Annotated in this window: 13 protein-coding genes; 7 read left to right on the top strand and 6 right to left on the bottom strand. The window is 67.9% G+C overall.

What is annotated here, in order from left to right; genetic code table 11:
• Positions 1–2: 2 nt before the first annotated feature.
• Both AC07NF_RS24270 and AC07NF_RS24265 read right to left on the bottom strand, forming a co-directional pair.
• Complete coding sequence (locus AC07NF_RS24270) at positions 3–2081, bottom strand: ATP-binding protein (RefSeq protein ID WP_494633278.1); 2079 nt, start codon at positions 2079–2081, stop codon at positions 3–5.
• Positions 2082–2193: 112 nt separating this feature from the next.
• Positions 2194–4041 carry an ABC-F family ATP-binding cassette domain-containing protein gene (locus tag AC07NF_RS24265; protein ID WP_494633277.1) on the bottom strand — a complete coding sequence of 616 codons (1848 nt, stop codon included), beginning with the start codon at positions 4039–4041 and terminating at the stop codon, positions 2194–2196.
• A 222-nt stretch (positions 4042–4263) separates the two neighbouring features.
• On the opposite strand from AC07NF_RS24265, the gene AC07NF_RS24260 reads away from it, so the two are divergent.
• From AC07NF_RS24260 to AC07NF_RS24240, 5 genes are all read left to right on the top strand, one after another.
• On the top strand, positions 4264–6177 hold the full coding sequence (locus AC07NF_RS24260; protein WP_494633276.1) for an ATP-binding protein: 1914 nt from the start codon (positions 4264–4266) through the stop codon (positions 6175–6177).
• Positions 6178–6337: 160 nt separating this feature from the next.
• Positions 6338–6871 carry a hypothetical protein gene (locus AC07NF_RS24255; protein WP_494633275.1) on the top strand — a complete coding sequence of 178 codons (534 nt, stop codon included), beginning with the start codon at positions 6338–6340 and terminating at the stop codon, positions 6869–6871.
• Between the two features lie 10 nt (positions 6872–6881).
• Positions 6882–7604 carry a COG3904 family protein gene (locus tag AC07NF_RS24250; protein ID WP_494633274.1) on the top strand — a complete coding sequence of 241 codons (723 nt, stop codon included), beginning with the start codon at positions 6882–6884 and terminating at the stop codon, positions 7602–7604.
• Positions 7605–7728: 124 nt separating this feature from the next.
• Positions 7729–8070 (top strand): hypothetical protein, encoded by a 342-nt coding sequence (locus AC07NF_RS24245; RefSeq protein ID WP_494633273.1) that lies wholly within the window; start codon positions 7729–7731, stop codon positions 8068–8070.
• Between the two features lie 91 nt (positions 8071–8161).
• A complete protein-coding gene (locus AC07NF_RS24240; protein ID WP_494633272.1) occupies positions 8162–8842 on the top strand; it encodes a superinfection immunity protein in 681 nt (226 codons plus the stop codon).
• Positions 8843–8865: 23 nt separating this feature from the next.
• On the opposite strand, the gene hfaD is transcribed toward AC07NF_RS24240, so the two are convergent.
• The 3 genes from hfaD to hfaA are packed head-to-tail and all read right to left on the bottom strand — an operon-like array spanning position 8866 to position 11508.
• Positions 8866–10119, bottom strand: coding sequence for a holdfast anchor protein HfaD (hfaD, locus tag AC07NF_RS24235; protein ID WP_494633271.1), 1254 nt, complete (start codon positions 10117–10119; stop codon positions 8866–8868).
• Positions 10037–11068: a holdfast anchoring protein HfaB gene (gene hfaB / locus AC07NF_RS24230; RefSeq protein ID WP_492815224.1), complete on the bottom strand. Its 1032-nt coding sequence runs from the start codon at positions 11066–11068 to the stop codon at positions 10037–10039. The genes hfaD and hfaB overlap by 83 nt, the downstream gene beginning before the upstream one ends.
• Positions 11065–11508, bottom strand: a complete 444-nt coding sequence (gene hfaA, locus AC07NF_RS24225) for a holdfast anchoring protein HfaA (protein WP_494633270.1) — start codon at positions 11506–11508, stop codon at positions 11065–11067. Before hfaA ends, hfaB begins: the two co-directional genes overlap by 4 nt.
• 159 nt (positions 11509–11667) lie before the next feature.
• On the opposite strand from hfaA, the gene AC07NF_RS24220 reads away from it, so the two are divergent.
• Together AC07NF_RS24220 and AC07NF_RS24215 are read left to right on the top strand one after the other, a co-directional pair.
• Positions 11668–12318 carry a rhomboid family intramembrane serine protease gene (locus AC07NF_RS24220; protein WP_494633269.1) on the top strand — a complete coding sequence of 217 codons (651 nt, stop codon included), beginning with the start codon at positions 11668–11670 and terminating at the stop codon, positions 12316–12318.
• A gap of 105 nt (positions 12319–12423) precedes the next feature.
• On the top strand, positions 12424–12855 hold the full coding sequence (locus tag AC07NF_RS24215; protein WP_492815230.1) for a CBS domain-containing protein: 432 nt from the start codon (positions 12424–12426) through the stop codon (positions 12853–12855).
• A gap of 62 nt (positions 12856–12917) precedes the next feature.
• On the opposite strand, the gene AC07NF_RS24210 is transcribed toward AC07NF_RS24215, so the two are convergent.
• Complete coding sequence (locus AC07NF_RS24210) at positions 12918–13349, bottom strand: RrF2 family transcriptional regulator (RefSeq protein WP_454714661.1); 432 nt, start codon at positions 13347–13349, stop codon at positions 12918–12920.
• Positions 13350–13903: the final 554 nt, after the last annotated feature.

Below are 13903 nucleotides of genomic sequence, written 5' to 3'. Positions count from 1 at the left end.
GGTCAGGCCGCCGCCCGGTCTCTGGTCAGCCAGTGGTCGACCACGCGGTACAGGGTCTCGCGGTCGATCGGCTTGGCGATGTGGTCGACCATGCCGGCGCGGCGATAACGCTCGACCTGCTGGGGCAGGACGTCGGCGGTGACGGCGATGATCGGGGCCTTGCCGTGCTCGCCAGGCAGGGCCCGGATCGCCTCGGACGCCGCCAGCCCGTCCATGCGCGGCATGTGGATGTCCATCAGGATCACGTCGAAGCGCTGCTCGCCGGCCAGGCGCACGGCCTCGTCGCCGTCCTCGGCCACGGTGACGTCGCAACCGGCCAGCACCAGCATGGCCTGGCCCAGTTCGCGGTTCATCGGGTGGTCGTCGACCAGCAGGATGCGGGCGGCGCAAGACGGCTCGTCGTTGGCGGTCGGGGCGGGCGCCTCAGCGGGCTGGGCCGGAAGGGTCAGCCAGAAGGTCGAGCCCTGGCCCGGCGCGCTGCGCAGGCCGATCTCGCCGTCCATCAGTCCGACCAGCGCCTTGCAGATGGCCAGGCCCAGGCCCACACCGCCGAAGGTGCGGCGGATCGAGCCGTCGGCCTGCGAGAACCGCTGGAACAGGCGCGCCTGCTGCTCGGCCGAGACGCCGATGCCGGTGTCGGTGACCTCGATGCGCAAGGTCCCTTCCGACGGCGCCGACAGCCGGGCGGTGACCGCACCGGCCGGGGTGAACTTCACGGCGTTGTTCAACAGGTTCAGCAGCACCTGGCGCAGGCGGCTGCGGTCCAGGCCGTACAGCGCCGCCTCGTCGGTCTCGACCTGGACGGTCAGCTCAAGGCCCTTGGCGGCCGCGTCGGGGGCGACGATGGCGACGGTCTCGCGCAGCAGGGCGGCGGGCGAGACGGGCGCCAGGTCCAGCTGGATGCGACCGGCCTCCAGGCGCGAGAAGTCCAGGATGTCGTCGACCAGGGTGACCAGGCTGTCGCCGGCCCCGGCGATCAGGTCCAGCTTGCGACGGCCCTCAGCCGAGAGCGGCTCGGTGGCGCGCAGCAGCTCGGAGAAGCCCAGGATGCTGTTCAGCGGCGTGCGGATCTCGTGGCTCATGGTGGCCAGGAACTCGCTCTTGGCCTGGCTGGCGGCCTGGGCGCGGGCGCGAGCGGCGCGGGCGACGGCGCTGCGGCGGGCCATCAGGATCTTGAGCCGGTCCTCGCGGTGTAGCGACAGGGCCGAGGCCAGGCAGGTCATGAACATCGCCGTGACGAAGACCTGGACCAGGCGAATGCGGTCGGGCTGGGTCCAGCCGACCGTGAAGACGAAGTCGCTGGCGGCCAGCAGGCTCATCGGCGCCGCGATGGCGACGGCGATCACCGCGCTCCAGGCCGCGCCGCGCGGCCCCATCTGGAACGCCGCCAGCATCGCCGCCGGGAAGATCAGGAACGGCATCGCCGGACCGTTGCGGGCGAAGGCCAGGACCGTGCAGGCGGCGACCAGCAGATAGAGGCCGGCCTGGACGTGTTTTGGGCGCAGGCGCGGATCGCCGGCGCGGCGGGGCTCCAGGATCACCAGGGTGGCGGGCAGGGCGATGGCCATGCCCAGCGAGGTGCAGGCCGCCCAGTCTCGGAAGAACGGCCAGAAGGTCAGGTTCAGCACGATGCTGGCGAGGCCCGCGCCGACAAAGGCCGCGCCGACGGTGATGGGCAGTACGGCCCCGATCAGGGTCAGCGCCTGCCGCACGCTGCGCAGGGCGGCGCGGCCTCGGGTGACGCGGTAGGCCACCGTCGCCATCAGCAGCGCCTCGACGGTGTCGACGGCGCCGTAGATGCCCACGAGGGCCCACGGATCGCCGGCCAGGCGGTGGTTGACGATGATGGTGACCAGGCTGGCGGCCCACAGGATCGCCTGGCGGCCGGGCGTGAGGCGCAACAGGCCGGCGGCGACCAGGGCGTTGACCGGCCACAGCGACGGCATGCCGTTGCCGTCGCGGGTCATGTGGTCGCTAAAGATGAACAAGGCGATATAGGCCAGGATCAGGCCCAGCAGAACGCGGTTCTGCCGGCTGTCGTCCCGGTCGGCGACATGCGCCACGCCTATCGTCAAAGCCATGTGCCGCCCGCCCCAAGCGCCCCAAGACTATGAGTCAAAGGCGTTCAGGGCGTTAAGGCAAGCGATCGCAGGTCCGTGTGCGACATTGCGACGCACGCGGAGCGATACTGGGTCACCCGTTGGCCAGGGCTTCCTTCTTTTCTTCCAGCTCCAGCCATTCCAGCTCGGCCTGCTCCAGGTCGGCGCGGGCCTTGTCCAGGGCCTTCATGGTCTTGTCGAAGGCGGCCGGGTCGCGACTGTAGAGGTTCGGGTCGGCCAGGGTCTTTTCGAACGCGGCGATGATCGCCGGGCTCTTGGCGATCAGGGCCTCGCACTCTTCCAGGCGGCGCTGGTCCTTGAAGGTCAGCTTGCCGGCCTTCTTGGGAGGAGGTGCAGCAGGGGCTGGAGCGGGCGCGGCGGCCTTGGTGGCGCGGCCCACCGGCGTGAACGACGCGCCGACGGACGCGCCGCGGGCGCCCTTGAAGAAGTCGGGGCTCTGGTCGATCAGGTCGGTCCAGCCGCCGGGGGTCTCCAGCACCTTGCCGTGGCCGTTCATGGCGATGGTCGAGGTCGCCAGGCGGTCGATGAAGTCACGATCGTGGCTGACCAGGATCAGCGTGCCGTCGAAGTCGGCCAGCAGGTCCTCGAGCAGGTCCAGCGTGTCCATGTCCAGGTCGTTGGTCGGTTCGTCCAGCACCATCAGGTTGGTGGGATTGGCCAACGCTCTGGCCAAGAGCAGGCGGTTGCGCTCACCGCCCGACAGGCTGGTCACCGGCTGGCGCAGCTGGGCCTCGGTGAACAGGAAGTCCTTGGCGTAGCCGGCCACGTGCTTGGGTTGGCCACGCACCAGGATGGAGTCGCCGCCGCCGGGGGTCAGGAAGTCCCACAGGGTGATCTTGTCCGACAGCGCCATGCGGCCCTGGTCGATGTAGGAGACCTCCAGGTTGGTGCCCAGCTGCACCGTGCCGGCGTCCAGCTCCAGCTCGCCCAGCAGCAGGCGCACCAGCGTGGTCTTGCCCGCGCCGTTGGGGCCGACCAGCGCCACGCGGTCGCCGCGCATGATGCGGGTCGAGAAGTCCTCGACGATCACGCGGTCGCCGAACTTCTTGGTCAGGTGCTTGGCCTCGACCACCTTCTTGCCCGAGGTCGCGGCGCTCTCGACGGCCATGTACATCGAGCCGCGCTTGTCGGCCTGCAGGTCCTTCTTCTGGGCGCGCAGGTCCATCAGGGCGCGGCGGCGGCCTTCGTTGCGGGCGCGGCGGCCCTGGACGCCGCGCGCCAGCCAGGCGTTTTCGCGCTCCAGCACCTTGTTGAGGCGGCGCTCTTCGTCCGCCTCGGCGGCCAGCACCTGCTCGCTCCAGACCTCGAACTCACCAAAGCCCTTGTCCAGGCGGCGCACCTTGCGGTGCTCCAGCCAGAAGGTGCGCTGGGTGACGCGGTTCAGGAAGGCGCGATCGTGGCTGACGATCAGGGCCGCGCACTTCGAATTGGCCAGCTCTTCTTCCAGCGTCTGGATGGCGAAGATGTCCAGGTGGTTGGTCGGCTCGTCCAGCAGCAGCACGTCGGGCTGCTCGGCGAAGGCGCGCGACAGGGCGGCCCGGCGCTTCTCGCCGCCCGACAGGCCTTGCGTGCTCTTCTCCGGATCCAGGCCGAAGTCGGCCAGCGCGGCCTGCGCCTCATAGTCCTCGGCGCCGCCGGCGGTGCAGTAGTCCAGCAGGGTCTCGCCGGTGATGTCCGGCTCCTGGCTGACGAAGATGATCTTGGCGCCCGGTTGCACGGCGCGCTCGCCGCTGTCGGCCTCGATGCCCTGGTTGGCCAGGATCTTCAGCAGGGTGGACTTGCCCGCGCCGTTGCGGCCGACCAGGCAGGCGCGCACGCGCGGCTCCAGGGCCAGGTCGACGCCGTCGAACAACGGCTTGGCGCCGTCGGCGAGACGGACATCCTTGAGGGCGAGAACAGGCGCGCGGGTGGGGGAGGCCATGGGGACTTCGAACTTGGTCTTGAAATTGGGAGCGGCGGAATGTCGCGCAGGTGAGGGCCCTATAGCAGGCAATGCGCCGAGGAAACGCCAAAATCACGGCCCAGTTTGCAGTTGATCCAGGTCAAGGAACGTCGGTCCGCGAATGCGACAAATTGGCCTGTTAACGGGCCGCCAAGCCTGACCTTGCTACGAACCTGGCCTTACGGAGCACAAGTATTCGCCTTGACGTTGAACCCGGAGAAGATTGCTGCTTCTGATCTTCCCGGCCTCCTGGGCCTGGGTTTCGATCAACTGCGCCGTCCGATCTGGGTGTTCGACGACGTCAGGAAGCGAAAGGTCTACGCCAATCGCGCGGCGCTGGACCTGTGGGGCGCGGCGACGCTGGACGACCTGTTGGCCCGCGACTTCTCTGACCAGTCCCCGGCCGTGCGCACCCGCATGGAAGACATCGCCGCCCGCATCGAGGGCGGGGCGGCCGTCGAGGAGCGCTGGACCTTCTATCCCAATGGCGTGCCGGTGGCGGTGAACACCACCATCTCGCGCATCGCCCTGCCGGGCGGCGGCCACGGCATGCTGCTGGAAGGCGCGACGGCCGAGATCGACGCCGACCAGCAGCGCGCCATCGAGGCCCTGCGGCACACCAGCGCCCTGGTGTCGTTGTACGACGCCGACGGCTTCCGCATCTTCGGCAACCCCGCCTCGCTGGCCAGCTATCCCGGCGCCGGCGTCCGTTTCGCCGAGATCTTCGCCAATGGCGACGCCGGCGGCGCGTTGTGGAGCTCGGCCCTGGACGGCGAGGCCGTCGAGGGCGCCTACCGCGTGATCACCGCCCAGGGCGAGCGCTGGCACGGCCTGGCCGCCCGTCGCACGCCCGACCCGGTGACCGGCGAGCTGTGCGTCCTGGTCAACGAGACCGACATCACGGAAGAGGTCGAGGCCCAATCCGCCCTGGCCGACGCCCGCGAGCTGGCGGAAGCCGCCATGGCCGCGCGTCAGGACTTCCTGGCCAACATGTCCCACGAGCTGCGCACGCCGCTGACCAGCATCCTGGGCTTCACCGACCTTCTGGCGGCCTCGCCGCTGACCGGCGAGCAGCAACGCCGCCTGGGCCGGATCCACGACGCCGGCACGGTGCTGCTGGACACGCTGAACGACGTCCTGGACTTCGCCAAGCTGGAAGCCGGCGGCGTCAATCTGGAGAGCCGGCCGTTCGAGCTGCGCGCCCTGCTGAACAAGGTGGCCGGCATCTTCGAGGCCCAGGCCTTGGCCAAGGGTCTGGATCTGGCGCTGCAGGTCGATCCCGCCTGTCCCGACTGGCTGGAGGGCGACGCCGATCGCCTGCGCCAGGTGCTGGTCAATTTCCTGGGCAACGCCATCAAGTTCACGGGCGCGGGCTCGGTGACCCTGAGCGCCAAGTACCGGGTCGGAGCCTCGGCGGGGTCGGCCCGCCTTGAACTGGCCGTATCTGACACCGGTGTCGGCGTGCCGGCGGCCATGCTGGAGACGGTCTTCGAGCGCTTCGCCCAGGCAGGGCCGGAGGTGGCGCGCAAGTTCGGCGGCACCGGGCTGGGCCTGGCGATCAGCAAGGAGATCGTCCAGCTGATGGGCGGCGAGATCGGCGTCGACAGCATCGCGGGCCAGGGCGCGCGCTTCTGGTGCGTGCTGGATCTGCCGATCGCGGCCGCGCCCGAACGTCGCGAGACCGAGGCCGCGCAGGACACGATGCGGCCGCTGAACCTGCTGGTCGCCGACGACAACGAGGCCAATCGTGAACTGATCGGCACCCTGGTCCGGGCCATGGGCCACGCGGTCGATGTGGTGGCCGACGGCTGCGCGGCGGTCGAGGCGGCGGCCTCGGGCGGCTATGACCTGATCCTGATGGACGTGCAGATGCCGCGCATGGACGGCCTGACCGCGACGCGCGCCATTCGCGGCCTGGCGGGAGACGCGGCCGCGACGCCGATCATCGCCCTGACCGCTAATGTCCTGCCCGACCAGGTCGCCTTCTACCGGGCCAGCGGCATGGACGACCATGTCGGCAAGCCGATCAATCCTCGGGAACTGCTGCTGAAAATCGCCTTGTGGGGCGAGGCGGCGGTCTCGGCCGGCGGCGCGACGGGCAGCGTCCAGGCCTGAAAACCCTTTTCGGGTGCGCCTTGGCGGCGCCAAGCGTCACTGCGGGGCAAGTTGTCGCAGGCGGGTCTTATCGCGCGTCTACGTCTCGACAGATGACGGCGTTCGATTAATACACCGCACGCGAATTAATCGTTTGCAAAGTTTAAGGAGCCCCTTGCAGATGTCCCGTTTCCGCGCCGCCATGATCACCCTGACCGCCACGGTTAGCCTGACCGCCGCCGGCGCCCATGCCGGGACCCTGCCGGAAGGTCTGCTGCAACTGGCCTCGACCGCCGCCGCCAAGGGCGCGCCGTGTGGTGGCAACGCCGCCATGGGCGCCGCCGTTGGCGCGGGCGCCACCGCCGCCGCCAAGAAGGCTGGCGTCAAGAACGCCGAAGTCGTGGGCCTGGTGATCGGCGCCCTGCTGACCGACAAGATCGCCTGCCTGCTGAACCCGGGCGAGCAGACGGCCGCCGCCACCGCGACCCAGAGCGCCATCACCCAGGGCGTCGGCTCGAACGTGAAGTGGACCTCGACCAGCCGCCCGGACGTCAGCGGCACCTCGTCGGTGCTGAGCGAAACCAAGCGCCCCGACGGCGGCCTGTGCCGCGCCGTCCGTGACGTGGTCATCGTCGGCGGCGAGGAAACCAAGGTCACTAAAACGCTGTGCCGCGCCGCTGGCGCGACCGGCTTCACCCTGGCCGCCGCTCCGTAGGTCCGCGAGCATGAAGCGCTCCGTCCTCCTGGCTGTCTGCGCCACCCTGTTGTTCAGCGCCGGGGCCGCCAACGCCCTGGGCGCTGACGCCGACAACCCGACCTGCCCGAGCATCCAGAAGGTGTTTGGTCCGTTGTCGGGTCCGGTGCAGGTGCAGTCGGCAAAGGTGAGTGGTCGCCGCGTGGTCAAGTTCAGCGGCGCCATCGTCCCCGGCGCCGCCGACAAGCTGGAAAAGGCCCTGGAGGGCGGCGAGCCGGTCGAGGAGATCTGGATCGGTTCCAGCGGCGGCGACGCGGCCGAGGGGCTGAAGATCGGCAAGCTGATCCGGTCGATGGGCGTGCCCACCCGCGTGCCGTCCGGCTGGGGCTGCGCCAGCGCCTGCAACTTCGCGTTCATGGGCGGGGCGATCCGCATGATCGATCCCAACGCGGCCTTCGCCGTGCACATGTTCACGATCACCAGCAGCGTGGACTACCAGGCGTTTGTCGACGTCACCCGGAAGGGGGGCGACCCGACCATGACCCTGAACAACATCGCCCGCCGCGAGCAGGCCTCGGCCCTGCTGGCGTCCGACGAGAACGACTTCCTGATCCGCATGGGCGTCTCGCGCAAGCTGCTGACCGAGGTGATGTACCAGCAGAAGGCCGACACCTTCCAAGGCGCCGACAAGTCGACCCTGCGCTGCCTGACGCCGGACGAGATGCAGCGCTACAACGTCGTCAACGCGGACTAGCGGGCGCTCTCCGCCCAGAAAAACGGCATCTCACCGCGCAACGTATCCGAGCAGACCGGCTCAGCTTGGCGAACCGGCAGTCGTTGCGGCTTCATCAGGCATCCGCATTCTTGAGAGAGATGCCATGCCTGCTCTTCGTCACGTCGCGCTCGCCGCGACCGTCGTTCTTGCCGGGGCGAACACGGCCCTCGCGCAGTCGTCGCCGGCCTCGCCGCCGCCCGCCGCCTCGCCCGCTCCGGCCCTGAGCCTGGACACGCCCATCGAGGTGCTGGTGGCCACGCCCGCCGCCAAGGCGACGCTGGACGCCGACATCCCGGGCCTGACGACCCATCAGATGTACGAGAAGTTCAAGCACGAGAACCTGCGCACCCTGGCGCCGAAGTTCGGCGGCGCCATCACTGACAAGGATCTGGCCAAGGTGCAGGCCGACCTTGCGGCGCTGCCGCAGGCCAAGGCCGAGGGCTAGAGAAGGGGCGCGCCTGACCTGGTATCCAGCTTGCGGTGTTCCTCGGCCAAAGCCTAGAACTTGCCCCGAGCGTGGTCTTCAGGGGCGAGGCATGGTCAGTTCCATAGGGTTCGGCATCGGGGTCTTGATCGCCGTCGCCATCTACATGCTGCCGACAATCTGCGCTTTCGCGCTGAACCATGGGTCGAAAGTCGGCATCACGATCCTCAATCTGTTCCTGGGCTGGACGCTGATCGGCTGGCTCGTGGCCCTGATCTGGACCTGCTTCGACCGCTCCAGGCCGCGGGTTGTGATCGTCGATCAAGCCAAGGTGCGGATGGATGCCGAAGATCGGGCTGACGAAGCCAGTGGCCTGCTGATGGCGCGCGGGCTTACGGGCAAGATGACCTTCAACGGCCAGGACCTCTGCATTACGCGCCATGGCGGCAAGTCCGGTCTCGCGGGCGAGCGGGTCATCACACTGGGCGCGATCAGCGCGGTGCAGCTGACAGCGGCACATCTGCAACTAATCGTGACGGGCACGCTGGAATCGGCGCCTGGCATCCTCAACACCGTGCTCGACGAGAACACCGTGGTGTTCAACCCGGCGCAACGGCCGGCGTTCGAACGGCTGGCCACTGCCATCCGGACCGCCATCGCCGAACGAAGCGGAGGCGTGGTGATCGCCGCCGCCAGCGACGCCGACGAACTGGCCAAGTTTGCGGCGCTTCGTGACCGGGGCGTGCTGACGGACGAGGAGTTCGCCTTTCAGAAGGCCAAGATCCTCGACTGATCGCGAGCGATCGACCGCCCGGCCTAGTTCGGCGCGCTGACGTTGAAGCTGGCGTTGTTGCCGATCGCCGTAGACACGCCGGTCACCTGACGGCCGCTGGACGTGATCGTGGTGCTGGACTTGGCGCCGATGTCGGCGCTGTTGGTCTGGTTGTTGGTCACTGTCATGCGGCCGCTGCACTTGGCGCAGACATAGCCCGTCACCGCATTGCCCATGGCCGTGGCGGTGGTCACCGCGTCATAGCCGTCGTTGCCTTCGAAGCTGGCCGTCGCCTCGACCCCGCCGCCATTGTTGGTCTGCAGGTTGTCGAGCACCAGCTCGCTGCCGACATTGTTGACCTGCGACGAGTTGCCGGCGGCGTAGGCCTGGGTCTGGGCCGCGCCGAACTGGTACGAGGTGCCCTCGGCCTGACCGCGCACGTACGAGGTGTTCCACTGGTTGGACGTCACGTCCATCAGCGGGCCTTCGTTCGTAGCGGACAGGTTGTTGCCGGTGGCCGTGGCGGTCGTCGCCGTCAGGTAGCTGTTGCCATAGGCGGTGAACTTGCTGGCCTGGGTCACCTCGGCCGTGTTGGCCTGGTCGGTGATCGCCCGCGCGGCCGACTGATTGCCGCCTTGGATATTGATGTTGTTGCCGGTCGTGGTCGAGGTGACCGCGCTGGTCCCCGACACGTACTGCACGATGGCCCCGCCGTCGGCGAGCGTGTTGGCGCTGGTGTTCTGGCTGATGCGCAGGCCGGCCGAGCCGTTGTCCAGATTGACGCCGGCGGTGTTGCCCATGGCCAGGGTCGAGACCGTCAGGTCCTTGGCCTCGGCATTGGCCGCCTCGACCTGGCCGCGCGCGGTGACTTCGCCCGAGTTCACCTGGACCGCGAACGCCGAGATCGTGCCGTTCGAGGCCGAGAGCGACGCGGAGTTGCCGGCCGCGGTGCTGCGCACGGCGCTGGCCGCGCCGGCGTTGGCGCCGACGTCGACGATGGTGTGGGCGTAGATGGCGCCCTGGTTTTCCTGGTTCGAGGTGACCGCCACGTCGGCATTGGTCACGCCGCCGGAAAGGCCCGTGCCCTGCGCGACCGTGCTGGCGGTCACGCCGTCCGACACCGTCTGGACGTTGAGGGTCTGCTCCGAGAAGATCTCGCCCAGGTTCAGCTGGTTGTTGAGAACCGGGCTGGGCGAGCTCTGGGCGTAGGCCGGGCTAGTAACGGCCCCGCTTAGCATCGCGCATATCGGGATCGCGGCGAGCGTTCCAGCGAGACGGGTCATCGCGGGTTTGCGCATTGTTGGTTCCCAGATTGTCGTAGGCCGGCACGAAGGCGCCCGTCTGGCCGACCGTGTCGTCGCCGAACGGGTCGTAGCGCAGGCAGCTTTGCGGGCCGGGCATGCCGTAGAGATTGGCCGACATCTCGACCGTGGCGCGTTCGATCAGGGCCCGGACCGCCAGCTGCATGGGCTCCAGAGCGCCACGGCCGGCCGAGAGGTCAACGAGCGTGCCGCCCAGCAGGTCGAAGATGCCGGCGCTGACTTCGCGGCCGACCACCTGCTTCTGATACGAGACGACGTCCACCACCTCGAGCGTGCGGGTGTTCACCAGCCGCAGGTCCAGGGCGATGTTCATGATGAAGACGCGACGCTTGAAGTTGCCCTTCAGGCCGTCGGTCGCCTTGTCGCCGGCATAGGCGTCCACGCCCGCCGAGCGGATGTTGTAGTTCAGCTCGGTGATGCCGCCGACCACATAGAAGTCCGAGCCCGGCACCTGGCCCGCCAGGATCTTGCGGTAGTCCGCCGGCGCGTCGGGCGCGCTGTTGGGGCGGTCCGAGATCAGCTTGTTGTTGGCGTACTTGAGTTCGAACTCCGACACCGAGGTGTCGAAGCGCTCGACCATGGGCATGCCGGCCTTGGCGAAGGCCGAGAAGGCCATCAGCGAGGCGCCTTGCGTGACCTTGCGGCCCGAGCCGTCGGACTCTTCCTTGCCGGTATAGTCGGCGATGCGGCCGATCGCGACGCGCGGGGCGGCCACGCGGTTGGCGCGGGCATATTGGTTCAGGCAGACCAGGGCCGCCGAATAGTCGGTCGGGTTGGCGGTGACCGGAGCGGTGCCGATCGGCTTGGCGTAGTTGCCGGCCGTCGAGGCCACCGGCACGCTGCCGCAGCCGGCCAGGGCCGTCGCGCCCATCAGGGCCAGCACAAGGGCTGTTTTCTTCAGGGAAACGGGGCGCTTCAAGTTCATTGGGCGGTTCCCGCCTTCACCACATTCGAGCCGGAGGAGACGTTGCCGTTGTTCACCTGGCTGGAATTGACGATGACCGTGTTGTTGTTGCCCTGGGTGATGACCGTCAGGTTGTTGCCGATCGCGGTCGAGCCGGCATAGCCGCCCAGGCCGCCGACGCCCGAATAGGCGTCCAGCGAACCGTTGCTGCGGCTCGACGAATAGACGCTCTGGTCCGAGCCGGTCAGCATGACGCCGTCGACGATCACCCGGTTGCCGTTGGCGTCGCGGGTCGAATAGTCGACCATGCGGTTTTCCTGGCCCGAGCTGCGGCCATAGCCGGCGTTGAACGAGGCCGAGTTCGTCGACATCGATTGGGCGGCGGCGACGCCGCAAACGCTCAGCGCGACAACGGCAGTGGCCGTCGCGATGCTGATCTTGCTTTTCCGATGCCTGGCCATACGCGGCTCCGCGAACTGTCGACACCGACGGGCAAGCAACCCTCGTGCCAAAAAGATACAGCGTGAGGGATAGCCCCAAGACCGAGAAAAAATGGTTAAGCGCCGGCTCACGATCGCCGGGTGGTTCGAATCGTCGCGGGACGCCCTAGATAGAGAGCCATGAGCGACCCGCAGCCGCGTCCCGAGCCGATGTTCAATGCGCCGTGGCCGGCGCTGCTGGCCGCGGCGGCCGTGATCGTCCCGCATATCCTGCTGTTGAAGGCCGACGACGCGACCATCCAGTCGTTGGCCCTGATCCCGCACGACTTCTGGGAAGGCCGCTGGACCGGCGCGATCACCATGATGTTCGTGCATGGCGGCTGGCTTCACGCGATCATGAATGCCGCCTTCGCCCTGGCCTTCGGCGCGCCCGTCGCCCGCCTGCTGGGACTAAATGGCCGGGGAGGGGGCATCTTCTGCCTGTTCTATCTGGCCTGCGGCGCGCTGTCGGGCGTGGGCTACGCGGCGATCCATCCGGACTCGATGAACGCGGTGGTCGGCGCCTCGGGCGCGGTGTCGGGCCTAATGGGGGCGGCGGCGCGGACCATGGACTACCAGGGACGCGTTGGACCGGTCCTGGGGCCGCGTGTCATCTCGCTGGGCCTGGGCTGGCTGGTGGTGAACCTGGTGATGGCCGTCACCGGCAGCCTGCTGACCATGGGCGCCGGCGCGGTCGCTTGGGAGGCGCACCTGGTCGGCTTCGTGGTCGGCGTCCTGTTGATTGGCCCGTTCGCCCGCTGGGCCGGTCCGCCAGCTGAACCTGAAGCGTAAGCCGCTCTTCTTACGACTGTAAGAAATAGAAGCCGCTGATCCCCATTGATCCTGCGCGCTTATTGCGAGACCCTTGTTCCCTAAAGAACATAAGGGAGAAGCGCAGTGCTGGTTTCTCAGATCCTCAAGGACAAGGGTGATCTCGTGTTCACGGCCTCCCCACAGGAGACCGTCGGCGCCGCGGCGGCGTTACTTCATACAAGACGGGTCGGGGCCATGGTGGTGGTCGACGACAAGGAGGCCGTGGTCGGAATTCTCTCCGAGCGCGACATCGTCCGGGTAATCGCCAAGGAGGGGGCCAGCGCCCTGACCAAGCCGATCGCCGGCTGCATGAGCTCGAACGTCGTCTTCGCCCAGCCGGACGAGTCGATCGACACCCTGCTCGAGCGCATGACCGACCGCCGCATCCGTCACCTGCCGGTGGTGAAGGGCGATCGCCTGGCCGGCATCATCTCGATCGGCGACCTGGTGAAGTACAAGATCAGCGAGGCCCAGGCCGAGGCTGATGGCCTCAAGGCCTATATCTCTGCCGGCTGACCACACTCTCTATGGGGCGCTCCTTATATAGAGAGCGCTCTATATAGAGAGAGGGGAGGGGATCACCCCTCGATCAGCTCGGCGCCGACACCCTTGGCGGCGTCGGCCACGCTATAGCCTTCCAGCACCGCGGCGGTCGCGTCGCGCGCGCGCAGCAGCGCCTCGCGCAGGGCGCAGGTCGCCAGGTCGCGGCAATCCTCGCAGCGCCGGAAGGCCGTGCGGCTGACGCACGGGGTCAGGGCCAGCGGCCCGTCGACCAGGCGAATGATCTCGGCGAAATTGATCTCGGCGGCGGGGCGGCCCAGCACATAGCCGCCGAACTTGCCGCGCCGGCTGACCACCAGGCCCTCGCGCGAGAGAGACAGGAGAATGGCTTCCAGGAACTTGCGCGGCGCATCGGCGCGTTCGGCCAGCTCACCGGCCGTGACCTGCCCGTCTTCTCGAGCCAGTTCGATCATCGCGCGCAGGGCGTAACGCGCCTTCTGAGACAACATGGACGCCGACTACCTTATATAAGCGCGGCTCACGAAGGCCGCGCTTGCAGAGTGCTCAGCCTTCTGAGGGAGGCGAGGCCCCGACGCAAGTCCCGCGTGACAGCGTTCATGCACAGGGGAATAGGCCGTCTGGGGATGGAATCGCGATTCCCCGCTTGCCGGGTGGGAAATCGACCTCTAGAAGCCGCCCCTCGCTTCGGGGCCACGGCCCGCCGGACGAAACCTAGACCTTCGGGGCTTGCGTTTCTGAAAGTGGATCGCTAAGTTCCGCAGCCTCAATCGAATCTCTTCTGACTTACGGCGCTCCCCAGCGGCGCGCCTCGGTCACCTTTTGCGCTCTGAAGTGGCTCCGGCCTCCAAGAAAACAAAAGTGAAAAGGTTGGTTGACCCGGGAGTTTTGCTTCTGTAGAAGCCGCCCTCCCTGAAGTACTGAAGAGGTTCGCAAGAGCTTCCAAGTATTTCGCCCCAGGAAATGAACTTCTTTTCTTAGAAAAAAGTTCTTGACTGGTTTCGGTGACTTCTTTAGAAGCTGCCGGCTCTGCCGAAGACCTCCG

It is taken from the genome of Caulobacter sp. GW821-FHT10A06 (genome assembly GCF_059415805.1).
The sequence above is the reverse complement of the archived record's forward strand: the minus strand, read 5'-3'. Positions and strand labels throughout refer to the sequence as shown.

Bases quoted from the DNA above. Each gene is read 5' to 3' on its own strand.
- AC07NF_RS24270 (WP_494633278.1), bottom strand. From the start codon at position 2,081: ATGGCTTTGACGATAGGCGTGGCGCATGTCGCCGACCGGGACGACAGC.
- AC07NF_RS24220 (WP_494633269.1), top strand. From the start codon at position 11,668: ATGAGCGACCCGCAGCCGCGTCCCGAGCCGATGTTCAATGCGCCGTGG.
- AC07NF_RS24250 (WP_494633274.1), top strand. From the start codon at position 6,882: ATGAAGCGCTCCGTCCTCCTGGCTGTCTGCGCCACCCTGTTGTTCAGC.
- AC07NF_RS24245 (WP_494633273.1), top strand. From the start codon at position 7,729: ATGCCTGCTCTTCGTCACGTCGCGCTCGCCGCGACCGTCGTTCTTGCC.
- hfaD (WP_494633271.1), bottom strand. From the start codon at position 10,119: ATGCGCAAACCCGCGATGACCCGTCTCGCTGGAACGCTCGCCGCGATC.
- AC07NF_RS24210 (WP_454714661.1), bottom strand. From the start codon at position 13,349: ATGTTGTCTCAGAAGGCGCGTTACGCCCTGCGCGCGATGATCGAACTG.
- AC07NF_RS24255 (WP_494633275.1), top strand. From the start codon at position 6,338: ATGTCCCGTTTCCGCGCCGCCATGATCACCCTGACCGCCACGGTTAGC.
- hfaA (WP_494633270.1), bottom strand. From the start codon at position 11,508: ATGGCCAGGCATCGGAAAAGCAAGATCAGCATCGCGACGGCCACTGCC.
- hfaB (WP_492815224.1), bottom strand. From the start codon at position 11,068: ATGAACTTGAAGCGCCCCGTTTCCCTGAAGAAAACAGCCCTTGTGCTG.
- AC07NF_RS24240 (WP_494633272.1), top strand. From the start codon at position 8,162: ATGGTCAGTTCCATAGGGTTCGGCATCGGGGTCTTGATCGCCGTCGCC.
- AC07NF_RS24265 (WP_494633277.1), bottom strand. From the start codon at position 4,041: ATGGCCTCCCCCACCCGCGCGCCTGTTCTCGCCCTCAAGGATGTCCGT.